The 13755-nt window shown below is 71.5% G+C and carries 12 protein-coding genes; 5 read left to right on the plus strand and 7 right to left on the minus strand.

Going from position 1 to position 13755, the window contains the following annotated elements; all coding sequences use genetic code 11:
* Window positions 1-136 precede the first annotated feature (136 nt).
* Entirely contained in the window at window positions 137-1249 is a 1113-nt protein-coding gene (locus tag ACIBBB_RS01375; RefSeq protein ID WP_398977511.1) for an ABC transporter substrate-binding protein, read from the plus strand.
* A 19-nt stretch (window positions 1250-1268) separates the two neighbouring features.
* Here the strand turns inward: ACIBBB_RS01375 and ACIBBB_RS01380 are convergent, their stop codons facing one another.
* Together ACIBBB_RS01380 and ACIBBB_RS01385 are read right to left on the minus strand one after the other, a co-directional pair.
* Complete coding sequence (locus ACIBBB_RS01380; RefSeq protein ID WP_398977513.1) at window positions 1269-1625, minus strand: VOC family protein; 357 nt, start codon at window positions 1623-1625, stop codon at window positions 1269-1271.
* A 93-nt stretch (window positions 1626-1718) separates the two neighbouring features.
* Window positions 1719-2540 carry a chitosanase gene (locus ACIBBB_RS01385; protein WP_398977515.1) on the minus strand — a complete coding sequence of 274 codons (822 nt, stop codon included), beginning with the start codon at window positions 2538-2540 and terminating at the stop codon, window positions 1719-1721.
* A gap of 149 nt (window positions 2541-2689) precedes the next feature.
* Between ACIBBB_RS01385 and ACIBBB_RS01390 the strand changes: the two genes are divergently transcribed.
* Window positions 2690-4960: a hypothetical protein gene (locus tag ACIBBB_RS01390; protein ID WP_398977517.1), complete on the plus strand. Its 2271-nt coding sequence runs from the start codon at window positions 2690-2692 to the stop codon at window positions 4958-4960.
* A 54-nt stretch (window positions 4961-5014) separates the two neighbouring features.
* Here the strand turns inward: ACIBBB_RS01390 and ACIBBB_RS01395 are convergent, their stop codons facing one another.
* From ACIBBB_RS01395 to ACIBBB_RS01410, 4 genes are all read right to left on the minus strand, one after another.
* The gene (locus ACIBBB_RS01395) at window positions 5015-5629 is read right to left on the minus strand and encodes a TIGR03086 family metal-binding protein (protein WP_398977519.1); all 615 of its coding nucleotides are present in this window, start codon (window positions 5627-5629) and stop codon (window positions 5015-5017) included.
* A gap of 158 nt (window positions 5630-5787) precedes the next feature.
* A complete protein-coding gene (locus tag ACIBBB_RS01400; RefSeq protein WP_398977521.1) occupies window positions 5788-6405 on the minus strand; it encodes a GNAT family N-acetyltransferase in 618 nt (205 codons plus the stop codon).
* A 348-nt stretch (window positions 6406-6753) separates the two neighbouring features.
* Window positions 6754-8376 (minus strand): malate synthase A, encoded by a 1623-nt coding sequence (gene aceB, locus ACIBBB_RS01405; protein WP_398977522.1) that lies wholly within the window; start codon window positions 8374-8376, stop codon window positions 6754-6756.
* A 215-nt stretch (window positions 8377-8591) separates the two neighbouring features.
* Window positions 8592-9203 carry an NTP transferase domain-containing protein gene (locus ACIBBB_RS01410; RefSeq protein ID WP_398977524.1) on the minus strand — a complete coding sequence of 204 codons (612 nt, stop codon included), beginning with the start codon at window positions 9201-9203 and terminating at the stop codon, window positions 8592-8594.
* A gap of 294 nt (window positions 9204-9497) precedes the next feature.
* On the opposite strand from ACIBBB_RS01410, the gene ACIBBB_RS01415 reads away from it, so the two are divergent.
* A complete protein-coding gene (locus tag ACIBBB_RS01415) occupies window positions 9498-9782 on the plus strand; it encodes a DUF5955 family protein (RefSeq protein WP_398977526.1) in 285 nt (94 codons plus the stop codon).
* Between the two features lie 223 nt (window positions 9783-10005).
* On the opposite strand, the gene ACIBBB_RS01420 is transcribed toward ACIBBB_RS01415, so the two are convergent.
* On the minus strand, window positions 10006-10821 hold the full coding sequence (locus ACIBBB_RS01420) for an IclR family transcriptional regulator (RefSeq protein WP_398977527.1): 816 nt from the start codon (window positions 10819-10821) through the stop codon (window positions 10006-10008).
* Between the two features lie 392 nt (window positions 10822-11213).
* On the opposite strand from ACIBBB_RS01420, the gene allB reads away from it, so the two are divergent.
* Both allB and alc read left to right on the plus strand, forming a co-directional pair.
* Window positions 11214-12578: an allantoinase AllB gene (allB, locus tag ACIBBB_RS01425; RefSeq protein WP_398978759.1), complete on the plus strand. Its 1365-nt coding sequence runs from the start codon at window positions 11214-11216 to the stop codon at window positions 12576-12578.
* A gap of 2 nt (window positions 12579-12580) precedes the next feature.
* On the plus strand, window positions 12581-13747 hold the full coding sequence (gene alc / locus ACIBBB_RS01430; RefSeq protein ID WP_398977530.1) for an allantoicase: 1167 nt from the start codon (window positions 12581-12583) through the stop codon (window positions 13745-13747).
* The last annotated feature ends 8 nt before the right edge of the window (window positions 13748-13755 follow it).

Below are 13755 nucleotides of genomic sequence, written 5' to 3' on the forward strand. Positions count from 1 at the left end.
GCCCGGCGGAGGATCAGCCGATGTGGAAGTCCTCCCCGTACACCTTCCAGTCGAGCGGGGGTCCGATGCGCGGGGAGCGTGGCCACGGGCATACTGCCGCAATGCCCCTGAACCGTCAGTCGGGAGACGCCGACGTATGACTACGCCACCATCGCCACCTGGGACGGAGCGGGCCGACGAGTCAGCCGTCCGGATCGGCGCTCTCGCCCCGCTGACCCGGCCCGGGTGGGTCGGGGCGGGCCAACACCTGCTCGCCGGGCTTGAGTTGGCCGTATCCGACGTCAATGCGGCGGGCGGGATCGCCGGACGACCACTTGCGCTGGTGGTCCGGGACACCGCGGCTGATCCGGAGAGGGCCGCGGCGGCCGTGGATGAACTGGCCCTCCTGGGCGTGGCCGCCGTGGTGGGGGAGTACCACAGCGTCGTCGCCCGAGCCGCCGCTGCCAGGGCCGACGCCCTCGGCGTTCCGTTCCTCTGCTCGTCGGCGGTTCTCGACGCGCTCACCGAACAGCCGACGCGATGGGTCGCGCGCCTCGCCCCCGCGCAGTCCCACGGCTGGCGGATCTACGCGGACTTCCTCCTCGGGGCGGGCCACAGCCGGATCGCCGTGGCGGTCGATCCGAGTGTCTACTGGGCGTCCGGGACCCGCATTCTCCGGGACCACCTCGCTCGACGCGGCGGCAGCGTCATCGAACTCGACACGCGCGCGCTCACCCCCACGGCGCTGTGCGACGAACTCGTCGACAGTGGCGCGACCGCTCTCCTTCTTCTGGTCGGCCACCCGGACCCGGCGGTGTCGATCGTCAAGTCCGTCCGTCACGACCCGCGCCTCGCGGAGATCCTGATCGGGGCTCCGGCCGGGCAGCCGGAGTTCGCCGAATGGGCGGCGTCGCTGGGCGACGACGGCGCCGCGATCCCGTTCCTGCGCTACCTGCCCGAGCGCCTCGGCCCCCTCGGTGTACGAGTCGAGAGTGCCCTTCGTGAGCGGCTGGCCCAAGCGCCCTCGTTCGTCGCCTTCGAGGGCTACGACACGGTCGTCGTCCTCGCCGATGTGCTGCGTTCGCACGGCACGGACCGGGCGCGCGTCGCCGGGTCCTGGCCGGGCGTCGCGGTCGAAGGCACCCGCGGGCGGATCCAGTTCTCCCGCACGCCCGGCATCAGCGTCCGGCAATGGGCGTGGGCGCCGGTCCAGGTCGTGGACAGAGATCCGGCGGAACCCGGCCGTTTCCGGATCCTCCACACCGGCTGATCACCGGTGAGGACAGCCCTTAGGACTCACGCGATCGGAGAATGCAGAACTCGTTTCCCTCGGGGTCGGCGAGGGTGACCCACGTGGGGTTCCCCTGGCCCACGTCGACGTGTCGCGCGCCGGCGGACAGGAACCGCTCAACCTCGGCTGCCTGGTCCGTGGGGCGGAAATCGAGATGGAGCCGGTTCTTCAGGGTCTTCTTCTCCGGCACGGCCACGAACAGCAGTCCCGGCATGCGATCCGGCGCGGGGCGGATCTCGTACTCGTCGTCGTCCTCGTCACTGACGACGACCCACCCGAGGAGCTCGGCCCACCACTGAGCCAGGGCTGCCGGGTCGGCCGCGTCCACCGCTACCTGTTCCCATTCAAGTGCCATACGGCCAGGGTAGTGACGCTCCCGGGCTCCGATCGCGCCACGCGCCCGGCCCGAACGGCCGGTCCGTCGTCCGCCCCGCGTGCCGCCCGCCCCTCAGCCACCGCCGACGCGGTAACTCTCCCCGTACACCTTCCACTTGAGGGGCGGTTCGAGGTCCAGATTGCCCGCGTCGAGGAAGGCGCGCTGCGCGGTGTCGACACGGCTGGTGTCGGAGTGCGCCGGTTCGCGGCGCATCGCGGCGACGCGGGCGTCCAGGAACGCGTTCAGGTACGTGGTCTCGTCCCCGCCCTTCGCCGGTGACTCGGCCTTCTTCAGGGCCTGTTCACGCATCGTGCGGAAGCCGATCAAGCCGCGTGTGTCGCCGGATCCGTGCATCACGTACGCGTCGTAGTAGATGAACTGCCCCAGCGCGCCGAGACCGTCGGCCTTCGCCGTGCCGACGGCGGGGTCGAAGTAGCCCCGGTCGCGCTCCTCGTCCTGTGCCTTCCTGAACGCGGGATCGTCGTCGGCGGCTCGCTGCCAGGCACTGGTGAACGCGGTGCCGAGCCCCTCGTGCGACTCGCCGCCCCGGACCGCGCGGAGCGCCGGGAGGAAGGGCTTCAGCACGTTGCCGTCCGGCCGGGCCTTCACGTAACGCTCGACCACCGTGAGCAGATCGCCGCAGCCGGTGCAGAAGCCGATGATGCCGGCGGTGTAGCCGCGGCCGTCGCCGATGTCTTCTATGTAGCGGTACTGGGCCTTCCAGTCGAGTGAGGAGTTCTCGGCGCTGGAGATCAGCCGCATCGCGATCTCCTTCTTCGCCGGGTCGTCCAGCGCCCTCGGTGTGTCCTCCCGCGCGGCGGCCGTGCACGCCGTGCACAGGGTGGCGAGCGCCAGCAGCAGTGCGAGCAGCGGGCGGCGGAGCGCGTACGGCATGGAGCGGCCTTTCCTCACGGCCCGGGGTCCGGCTTCGGCCGCCCAGGTCACGACCCCAGTCAACAGCCCCGCACCGCCCACGCGTGGGCGGTCCCCATATGGCGCCCGGGTGGGCCGCGTTGTCAGAGGCTCGTGCCAGGATTCACTCCATGGATCTCGTACAGATTTTCGCCGATCTCGACGCGCAGCCCTGGGCGGAACGGGAGCACGCCTACGGAGGCGCCGAGGATGTCCCCGACCAACTGCGGGCGTTGGCGAGCGACGACCCCGAGCAGGCGGAAGAGGCGCTGTACGAGCTCTACGGAAACATCGTCCACCAGGGGTCGGTGTACGAGGCCACGGCCTACGCCGTGCCGTATCTCGCCCGGCTCGCCGCCGCCGGCATCAGACCGGGCGACCTGCTTCCGCTGCTCGGCTGCATCGCCGAGAGCGAGGACGAGCGGAGTGACACGCCCGGCGCGTGCCGGGCGGCCGTGACCGCCCAACTGCCCCTGGTACTCCCGCTGATCGAGTCGCCCGACACGTCCGTACGGCAGGCGGCGGTCTGGACGGCGGCCAGGACGGGCGCGACGGAGCTGGTGCTTCCGGCGCTGCGGCGGTGCTGGGAGGGGGAGCTGGATCCGCTGGTACGGGCGGAGGCGCTGGCCGGGGCGGTGTGGCTTAATCCGGCGGGCGCGGGGGAGTTCGAGCGGTCCGTGCTCGCTGCCGGCACGCGGGGCGGCGGGGACGGTGCCAAAGCGGCTGAAGCCGCGGACGAGATTGACGCCGCGGAGGTCGTTGAGGCGGCGCCGGTGCGGCTGGCCGCGTTGCTGGCGTGTGTGGACGCGGACCTGCCGTGGACCGGCACCCATCACGACGCGTTCGTCGCTCTGCTGCCCGCCGCGCCGCTGGTCGCGGGGCGGTTCGACCAGGAGCAGACCGAGCCGCTGCGGTATGTGGTCGAAGGGCTGCTGGAGCGGGACACTGACGAGGCGCGGGAGGCGGCGTTCACGCTGGTCGACGCCGGACTGCGGCATGAGGACGCCGACGCGCGCGAGGAGGCGGTGGCGGCGGCCGAGCACGCCTGCCAGGCTTCCCGGGCCGCGGCCGCGCGCCTCGCCTTGCCGTTGACCGTGCTGCTCGGCGACCCGTCGACGGCGAGCGGCGCCCTCTCACTGGTCAAGCAGCTCGGCGAGCACGCGGCGCCCGCCGCCCCGGCGCTCAGGGCCATCGCCGTCTCCGGCGCGGAGCCGGCCGACCGCGCCTTGGCGGCACTGGTCGTGACGGCCCCCGAGCAGGCGGCCCCCCTGCTGGCCGCGGACCTGGCGAGCCGACCGAGGGCGCTGGACGAGGCGGCGAAGACGAATGCCGGGGGATGGCAGGGGGCCGCCGGTGAGGGGGACGCGGGCGCGTTCCCGTACGTACCGGAGCTGCTGGACGCGATCCGGACCCGGCTGGCGGACAGCGACATCCCGTGGAACGAGTCGATCCACCTCGGCCTGGTCCTGGCCCGCTGGGGGCAACGCGCGGCACCGGCCGTGCCGGACCTCCTTGCCGCGCTGGACCGGTATCCCTTCGTCGCCCTGCGCGCCCTGCCCGCCATCTGCCCACCGGAGGAACGGGACCGCGTCGCCGCGGCGCTGCGCGCGGCGGACCTCACGGATCAGAGCCCGCTCGAAGTGGGCTCGGCGCTGCGCCGTCTCACCGGGGAGACGGAGACGCTGGTACGGGCCGTCACCGACGCCCTGGTCTCCGGCGGGCGGGACGTGGCCGAGGCGGCGAGACTCGCGGCGGAGCTGGACAGTTCACAGGCACCGGCACTGCTGCCGTATCTGCGGGCCGCGCTGAGCGACGCCGCCCGCAAGCCGTCAGGCTCCGAGTCGGGCTCCGCGTCCCGCGCCTCGGAGCGGAAGCGCGACAACCCCCGCCTCGACGCCGACACGGAGATCGCCCGCGCGCTGTGGCGGCTCACGGGCAGCGCGGACGAAGCCCTGCCGATCATCGCGGGAGTGCTGGAGTCGGCCGACGGCGACTGGACGCGCTGGCAGAACGTCCGCGCGGCGCGAGCCGCGGGCGCGCTCGGCGAGCAGGGCCGCCCGCTCGCCCCGCTCCTGGAACGCAAACTCGCCCACCGCGACCACGCGGCGGCAGCGGCAGTCGCCCTCCTCGCCGTTGACCCGAAGAACCAGGACCTCACCCGGCTCGCGGAGGCGGCCCTGACATCCGCCGAGACCAACTCCGACCCGTACACCGCGCTGGAGGCCCTGCGGGCCGTCGGCGCGGAGAACTTGACGGAGAGTCAGCTCCGCCGACTGACCAGCCTGGCGGAACGGGACGCCCACGTCTTCATACCCGGCTTCTCCCAGGACCCGGGCCGCGCGGACGCCCGCTTCCGACATGAGGCACGGGCGTTGTTGCGTACGGCCGGGGACGCGCCGTAGGACGGCATGGGTGGCGCGCCCCCCGGGCTGCGCCACCCCGATCCGATCTCCGCCCTACTCCCCGGGCTGCCAGTCCGGTCGGCGTCCGCTCAGCCCGATGACCCGGTCGAGCAGCGGCGCGTCGTCCGGCAGGCGGACCGGCGGGCCGAACAGCCCCTCGGGCCCGTCACCCGTCTCGGCGCTCGCCGCCGCCGGTTCGAGGAAGGAGAGCGTCGCCTCCAGGCTCGCCCGGTCGATCTCGTACGCCTGACCGGTGCTGCGCGCCAGGTCCCAGCCGTGCACCACCAACTCGTTCAGCGCGACGATCCCCGCCACCTCGCCCGGCAGATCCACCCCGCCGGCCCGGGTGAAGCCCTGCCAGGCGTCGGGCGAACGCCAGACCTCGACGAGCCCGTCCATCTGCGTGAGCAGCGCACTTCGCCAGCCGTCCTCCAACTGGGGCAGCGCCTCGCTCGGCGACGAGTCGGTCGTCACCCCCAGCTCCTTCTTCCCGGCGTCCCGGAAGGCGAGGGTCAGCCCGACCAGATGCGCGAGCAGCTCACGCACGGTGTACTCGGGGCACGGTGTGGGCGACGCGAGGTGCTTCTCCTCAACGCCGTCGAGCAGCCCGGCGATGCTGCGACAGACGGGTCCGTGGTCAGGAAATCGTGTATCGGTATCGGTGTCCATGCGGGGTAGACCCGACCGCCGACCCAAACTCATCGCCACCCGCCCCGCCCTCTCGAACGCACGTGATGCTTTACGGTGCCGGCGCGGTCGCGAGACGGAGACGGGGGATTCGGGTGCGGGGTGCGCGGTACGACCAGCGGGTGCCGGCCTGGTCGAGGTCAGGGCGTCGTACCACGCCCCAGAAACGTGACGTCCTCCCCGGCGTCCGGCACGGCGATCTCGTAGAACCCCACCCGGTCGTAGAAGGCCCGAGCCCTGGTGTTGGCGGTCAACATCGACAGATGCAGGGCGCCCACCCCCTTGGCACGCAGCGCGTCGAGAAGGGTCAGAACCAGCGCCCTCCCGTGCCCCCGCCCCTGCCATCGCGGCAACAGGTCGATGTGCAAGTGCGCCGGATGACCGGCGAGTTGGGGCAGCACCATCCGCTCGGGATCGTGCAGCAGGGCGGCCATGTTCTCGCTGGGGGTACGGGCCCCAGCACCCATGGGCGCCGGATACCGCCCACCCACGACGGGCAGCCACTCCCGCCGGAACGCCTCCACGAACCGCGGGGTGTCCTCGGCGCCCAGGATGTACCCCCCGGCCCGCCCCTCCCCGTCGTCCAGCACGAAGGCCAGCTCCGGCTCCAACTCCAGATAGGGCGCGGCGAAGATGCTGGGCATCAGCTCACTGTCCGGATACAGATGCCGCGAGTCGCCACCGGCGTCGGCGGTCCGCACACAGATGTCGAACACATCGGCTCGGTCGTCGGGCCGGTAGGAGCGTATGAAGGCCATGCGCCGATTCTGATCGGCCCGGACGACCGTCACAACAGCGACCGCGACCGTGCCGTCCGTCAGTGCCCGCCCAGCCCCGGAACGCAGGCTCCGCCCGCGGCGCCGCCTCCTCCTTCTGCTCTGCGGTGATCGACACCGGCCTGCGGTACGCGTGGTTCTCCGCCACCCGCTCATTCCAGTCGAACGTGACGCACGGAGAGGGAGTCGTCTCTGTGGCATGACCCGAGCATGCCCGCTGCCGGGCCCTCAGTCGCCCCGGACGGTCAGGACGACCCCCGCCCGATCATCCGTCCCCGCGCCGGGAGCGTACGCGGCCGGCGGTCGCGGGCGGCGGCCGTCTGCGGTGGCTCAGCCCCGCAGTTGTTCGTACGCCGGCAGGGTCAGGAAGTCCTCGTACGTCTCGTCCAGGGCCACCGTCAGCAGCAGGTCGTGGGCCTGTTGCCACATGCCCGTGGTGAACGCCGTCTCGCCGATCTCCGCGCGGATCGCGGCCAGTTCCTCCGAGGCGATCTTGCGGGCCAGGTCGGCGGTGGCCGTCTCGCCGTTCTCGAAGACCACTCCGGCGTTGATCCACTGCCAGATCTGGGAGCGGGAGATCTCCGCCGTCGCCGCGTCCTCCATCAGGTTGAAGATGGCGACCGCGCCGAGGCCGCGGAGCCAGGCCTCGATGTAGCGGATGCCGACCTGGACCGCACCGACCAGGCCCTGATAGGTGGGCTTGGCGTCGAGGGAGTCGATCGCGATCAGGTCGGCCGCCGTCACCGAGACGTCCTCGCGCAGGCGGTCCTTCTGGTTCGGGCGCTCGCCCAGGACCGCGTCGAAGGAGGCCATCGCGATCGGGACCAGGTCGGGGTGGGCGACCCAGGAGCCGTCGAAGCCGTCCGCCGCCTCGCGGTCCTTGTCCTCCTTGACCTTGGCGAAGGCGACCTTGTTGACCTCGGGGTCCCGCCGGGAGGGGATGAACGCCGCCATGCCGCCGATGGCGTGGGCGCCGCGCTTGTGGCAGGTACGGACGAGGAGTTCGGTGTACGCGCGCATGAACGGGGCCGTCATCGTTACCGCGTTGCGGTCCGGCAGGACGAACTTGGCCCCGCCGTCGCGGAAGTTCTTGACGATCGAGAAGAGGTAGTCCCAGCGGCCGGCGTTCAACCCGGAGGCGTGGTCGCGGAGTTCGTACAGGATCTCGTCCATCTCGTACGCCGCGGTGATGGTCTCGATCAGTACGGTCGCGCGGACGGTGCCCTGCGGGATCCCCAGGTACTGCTGGGCGTAGACGAACACGTCGTTCCACAGCCGTGCTTCGAGGTGCGACTCGGTCTTCGGGAGGTAGAAGTACGGGCCCTTGCCCAGCTCGACGAGGCGCTTGGCGTTGTGGAAGAAGTAGAGCCCGAAGTCGACCAGCGCGCCAGGGACGGCGCGGTCCCCGAAACGGAGGTGGCGCTCGTCCAGGTGCCACCCGCGCGGGCGGGTGACAACCGTCGCGAGTTCGCCGGCGGCCTTCAGCGCGTACGACTTGCCGGACACCGGGTCGGTGAAGTCGACCTTCCGGGCGTAGGCGTCCATCAGATTGAGCTGGCCGGTGATGACGTTCTCCCAGGTGGGAGCCGAGGCGTCCTCGAAGTCGGCGAGCCAGATCTTCGCGCCGGAGTTGAGCGCGTTGATCGTCATCTTGCGGTCGGTCGGCCCGGTGATCTCCACCCGGCGGTCGTCCAGCGCGGCCGGGGCCGGCGCGACCCGCCAGGAGTCGTCCTCGCGTACGGCCGCGGTCTCCGGCAGGAAGTCCAGCGTCGACGTACGGGCGATCTCCGCGCGCCGCTCGGTCCTGCGGACCAGGAGCTCGTCACGCCGGGGGGTGAACCGCCGGTGCAACTCGGCCACGAAGGCGAGGGCCGCGGGGTCGAGTACCTCGTCCTGCCGGGGCAGGGTGTCGGCATCGACGACGGCCAGCGGGGACGGCGCTGGTGCGGACATGAGTTGTCACTCCTTCGACGGGCGGCCTCCGGGAGAGACCGCCGGGTCACCGTGGGCACTGGGTGCCGGGGCTCCGGCCTGCGGTCACGGGCGCCTTCCGGGGGGTCGGGCGCTTCTGGCCTGTGGATAGTAGTTTTCTCATGGTGGAAGTTCAATGGTTTGTTGATGTCGAGATTCTCCGGGGCGAGAGACCGCGGCGCTCAGTGCCACCGCCCTTACTCAAGGTGCGACAGATCCTCCTCCGTGTCGATGTCGTACGCGTCCGCGACATCCCCGCACTCGACGAGTGCGATGTCCCGCGCACGGGATCTCAGATATCCGCGTGCCCCCTGATCGCCCGTCGCATCCGCCGCGATCCCGGCCCAGTGGTCCGCGCCGAACAGCACCGGATGGCCGCGCTCGCCTCCGTAGGAGGCCGACGCGAGCGTGCCGGGGGAGCGGTAGGCGGCCCGGACCCGCGCCACGGCGGCCGGACCGATCCCCGGCTGGTCGACCAGCATGAGCAGCGCGGCGCGGGACGTGCCGGCTGCCGTCAGCGAGGCCAGCCCGGCCCGGAGTGAGGAGCCCATGCCGCCGGCCCACTCGGGGTTGTCGACCAGGACGCAGCCCGGCAGCCGGGCGTGGGCCCGTACCTCGTCGGCGGCGGCGCCGAGCACCACGTACACCTGCTCACAGCCGCCCTCCCGCAGTGATCGCACGGCGTGCTCCACCAGCGGACGCTCCCGGTACGGCAGCAGCGCCTTCGGCCGGCCGCCCAGCCGCCGCCCCCCGCCCGCCGCGAGCAGCAGCCCCGCGACCGGCGACTCTCCGTGATCGTTCTTTTCCATAGGTTCTCCTTACCTCACCAGCACGTTCGCGCGCTGCCGCGCGCCGCCGTCGTCTTCCGCCGGACGGTGTGTCAGATCGTTGTCAGGCGCTCACCTGGCGATACGTCAGTTGGACAAGTTGAATACTGTCCAGTCGGTGGCGCGGGGCCTCTGGTGTGGCGTTTACTGTGCGGCGTCTCACGGCGCCAGGCGTGTCAACAGGGAGGCGCCGGAGAGGCGAGCACGATGCCGATGGCACATGCACGATGGCGTGCGAGGGGGAGAACTTTGTTGCGGAGCGTGGGGCATACGCGAGTGACAGAGCAGGGCGAGGATCCCAGGCTGACCGGGCTGCGGTTCGCCGTGGCGCGTCTCAGACGAGAACTCGCCGCGTATCCGAGTGAGTTCAGAGACAGGGGAATCGCGGAAGAGGAACTCGCCGCGATGGCCGCGATGGTGGCGGGGGGCGATCCGGAGATTTTGCGGATGCGCCGCTCACTGCTGCTGATCGTCGGCTCGATCGGCTCGGTGAGCGCCTTGGCGCCCACCTTGATGGATGTCAGGAAGGCGGTAGATCTCTTCGGAGAGTTAGGGCACTGAGAACGACCGGTGCCACCAGTACGACCCGCATGACCAGCAGGATCCGTACGACCAGCAGAACCCGTACGACCAGTAGGAAAACCGCCGGGTGACAGTTGACCGGCGAGCGCCGCCGCACGCCCGGTCTTTCAGGTATCGGGTACCGGATCCGAGGCGCCTGAGCGCCGTGCGTCCCAGGGGATTGGGGCGTACGGCGGCTCGGGCCCCGGGGCCGGCGGCAGGCTCAGTGCTGCTGGTGAGCCGCCGCCGTGCTCGCCAGGACCTCGGACAGGTCCCGCGCCACTTCTTGCAGTATCGGCACGATCCTCTCGGTGGCCGTCTCCGTGACGCGACCGGCCGGCCCGGAGATCGAAATCGCCGCCGGGGTGGGGGAGTTGGGCACCGGGACCGCCAGGCAGCGGACCCCCATCTCCTGCTCGTTGTCGTCCACCGCGTAACCGGCCGCGCGCACCAGTTCCAGCGCGTCGAGGAAGCCGTCGGGCGTCGTGATCGTCTTCTCCGTGGCCGCGGGCATGCCCGTACGCGCGAGCAGCGCCCGTACCTCCTCGGCCGACGTGTGTGCGAGCAGCGCCTTGCCCACACCCGTGGAGTGGGGGAGGACCCTCCGGCCGACCTCGGTGAACATCCGCATCGAGTGCTTGGACGGCACCTGCGCGACATAGACGATCTCGTCGCCGTCGAGCAGCGCCATGTTGGCCGTCTCGCCGGTCTCCTCGACCAGCCGCGCCAGATACGGCCGCGCCCAGGTGCCGAGCAGCCGCGACGCCGTCTCGCCCAGCCGGATGAGGCGCGGACCGAGCGCGTACCGGCGGTTCGACTGCTGGCGTACGTAACCGCAGGCCACGAGGGTACGCATCAGCCGGTGGATGGTCGGCAGGGGCAGACCGCTGCTGGCCGACAGCTCGCTCAGGCCGACCTCGCCCCCCGCGTCCGCCATCCGCTCCAGCAGATCGAAGGCGCGCTCCAGGGACTGGACGCCACCGCTCGCGGAGGCGGGCTTGGCAGCGTCGGTGGCGCTGGCGGCGCTGGACGTCGGCACAACAACGGTCCTCTCGGGGCGTCGGGACAGGCGGGGCGAGTCAGAAGTTTACCGGGCGCTCCGGCGGGTTACCGGTGTCCTGATCAGCGGGCCGATCGGTGGATGGGGCCATCGGCCGATCCACGTTTTCGCCGGTCAGCAGGTGTCTGTCAAGGTGTCGCCCGTCACCCGGAGTGATCGGTCCGTACGGTAGAGGGTGGAGCGGTCTTCTGTCTGGCGAAAGTCGGTTTTCACTCTGTGGAAACACTTAAGTGTAGTGCAGCGGGCGCGGTCACGGGCGGAGCGGCCTTGACGGACCCCGGTCCGGCATGAAGACTCCTTCAACAGTTCGTTGAATTCTCTGGATTTCCCGCCTGGACATGACGAAGAAGTGAGGGTGGCCGGTGACCGACCTGGACCGGAACGTGGACCTGGTGATCCGCTCGACGCGCGTCGTCACCCCCGAGGGCACGCGCCCCGCCTCGGTCGCCGTCGCCGCCGGCACGATCGCCGCCGTGCTCCCCCACGAGCGCCCTTACGAGCGGGAGTACGGCTCCGGGCTGCCGCCCGGCGCCCGGCTGGAGGACGTCGGCGACGACGTCGTACTCCCCGGCCTCGTCGACACCCATGTGCATGTGAACGACCCCGGCCGCGCCGAGTGGGAGGGCTTCTGGACCGCCACCCGCGCGGCGGCGTCCGGTGGCATCACCACCCTGATCGACATGCCGCTCAACTCCCTGCCGCCGACCACCACGACGGCCCACCTCCGGATCAAGCGTGAGGTCGCCGCTCGCAAGGCGCACATCGACGTCGGCTTCTGGGGCGGCGCGCTCCCCGACAACGTCAAGGACCTCAAGTCCCTGCACGACGGTGGGGTGTTCGGCTTCAAGGCGTTCCTGTCGCCGTCCGGCGTCGAGGAGTTCCCCGAGCTGGACGCCGCACAGCTCGGCCGGTCGCTCGCCGAGATCGCCGGCTTCGGCGGGCTGCTCATCGTGCACGCCGAGGACCCGCACGAACTGGCCGCCGCCCCGCACCGCACCGGCGCGAAGTACGCCGACTTCCTCGCCTCCCGTCCCCGCGACGCGGAGAACGCCGCGATAGAAGGCCTGATCGCCGCTGCTCGCAGGCTCGACGCCCGCGTCCATGTCCTGCACCTCTCGTCCGCCGACGCGCTGCCGCTGATCGCGGCGGCCAGGCGGGACGGCGTACGGCTGACCGTCGAGACCTGCCCGCACTTCCTCACCCTCACCGCCGAGGAAGTCCCGGACGGCGCGACCGAGTTCAAGTGCTGTCCGCCCATCCGCGAGGCCGCGAACCAGGACGCCCTCTGGCAGGGCCTGGCCGACGGGACGATCGACTGCGTCGTCTCCGACCACTCACCCTCCACCACCGACCTCAAGACCTCCGACTTCGCGACCGCGTGGGGCGGCATCTCCTCCCTCCAGCTCGGCCTGCCCGCGCTCTGGACCGAGGCCCGCCGACGCGGTCACTCGCTCGACGACGTGGCCCGCTGGATGTCGACGGCCCCCGCCGCGCTGGCCGGGCTGGACAGGAAGGGCGCCATCGAGGCGGGGCGTGACGCCGACTTCGCGGTCCTCGCGCCCGACGACTCGTTCACCGTGGACCCCGCCGCTCTCCAGCACCGCAACCGCATCACCGCGTACGCGGGCAGGGCGCTGTACGGCGTCGTCAGGTCGACCTGGCTGCGCGGTCGGCGGATCGTCGCCGACGGAGCCATCGCCGAGCCCTCGGGCCGACTGCTCGAAAGGACCAACTGACCGTGCCCACAAGCCCGTTGCCCGCTTCCTCCGCCCACACTCCGCCCGAGGCCGCCTTCACCGGTGACGCCGCTCCGTACGGCGGCGGCGACCCGTACGCCGACTACCGCTCCGCCGGCCACCCCTTCACCCACCTCGTCGACCTGGCCGACCGCAGGCTCGGCGCCGGTGTCATCGCCGCCAACGACGAGTTCTTCGCCGAGCGCGAGAATCTGCTGAAGCCCGGCCCCGCCGAGTTCGACCCGGAGCGCTTCGGGCACAAGGGCAAGATCATGGACGGCTGGGAGACCCGCCGCAGGCGCGGTGCGTCCGCCGAGCGGCCGCACCCCACCGATGAGGACCACGACTGGGCTCTCGTACGGCTCGGCGCCCCCGGCGTCGTACGCGGCATCGTGGTCGACACCGCGCACTTCCGAGGCAACTACCCGCGGGCCGTGTCCGTCGAGGCGGCGTCGCTGCCCGGCTCGCCGTCCCCGGACGACCTGCTCGCCGACAGCGTGACCTGGACAACTCTCGTGCCCCGTACCGCTGTTGGCGGACACGCGGCCAACAGCTTCGGCGTCCGCGCCGAGCGGCGCTTCACCCATCTGCGGGTGAACCAGCATCCCGACGGCGGCATCGCGCGACTGCGGGTGTACGGCGATGTCGCGCCCGACCCGGTGTGGCTGGCCGCCCTCGGTACGTTCGACCTCCTCGCCCTGGAGAACGGCGGCCGGGTCGAGGACGCCTCCGACCGCTTCTACTCACCCGCCACCAACACCATCCAGCCGGGCCGCTCACGCCGGATGGACGACGGCTGGGAGACGCGCCGGCGCCGCGACAAGGGCAACGACTGGATCCGCTACGAGCTGGCCGAGCGGTCCGAGATCCGCGCCGTCGAGATCGACACGGCGTATCTGAAGGGCAACTCCGCCGGCTGGGCGGCGCTTTCCGCACGCGACGGTGAGCCGGGAGCCGGGACGGACGGGGAGTGGACCGAGATCCTGCCCCGCACCCGCCTCCAGCCCGACACCAACCACCGCTTCGTCCTCGACGGCCCCGTGACGGCCCGTCAGATCCGGATCGACATCTTCCCGGACGGCGGTATCTCCCGGCTGCGCCTCTTCGGCTCACTCACCGAGGAGGGAGCCGCCCGACTGGCCGCCCGCCATCGGGAGTTGGGCGGCTGACCGCGGGC

The organism is Streptomyces sp. NPDC051217 (genome assembly GCF_044455465.1).
In the GTDB taxonomy this organism is placed as follows: domain Bacteria; phylum Actinomycetota; class Actinomycetes; order Streptomycetales; family Streptomycetaceae; genus Streptomyces.

Bases quoted from the DNA above. Each gene is read 5' to 3' on its own strand.
- ACIBBB_RS01400 (WP_398977521.1), bottom strand. From the start codon at position 6,405: ATGGCCTTCATACGCTCCTACCGGCCCGACGACCGAGCCGATGTGTTC.
- ACIBBB_RS01390 (WP_398977517.1), top strand. From the start codon at position 2,690: ATGGATCTCGTACAGATTTTCGCCGATCTCGACGCGCAGCCCTGGGCG.
- ACIBBB_RS01385 (WP_398977515.1), bottom strand. From the start codon at position 2,540: ATGCCGTACGCGCTCCGCCGCCCGCTGCTCGCACTGCTGCTGGCGCTC.
- ACIBBB_RS01410 (WP_398977524.1), bottom strand. From the start codon at position 9,203: ATGGAAAAGAACGATCACGGAGAGTCGCCGGTCGCGGGGCTGCTGCTC.
- ACIBBB_RS01395 (WP_398977519.1), bottom strand. From the start codon at position 5,629: ATGGACACCGATACCGATACACGATTTCCTGACCACGGACCCGTCTGT.
- ACIBBB_RS01375 (WP_398977511.1), top strand. From the start codon at position 137: ATGACTACGCCACCATCGCCACCTGGGACGGAGCGGGCCGACGAGTCA.
- ACIBBB_RS01380 (WP_398977513.1), bottom strand. From the start codon at position 1,625: ATGGCACTTGAATGGGAACAGGTAGCGGTGGACGCGGCCGACCCGGCA.
- aceB (WP_398977522.1), bottom strand. From the start codon at position 8,376: ATGTCCGCACCAGCGCCGTCCCCGCTGGCCGTCGTCGATGCCGACACC.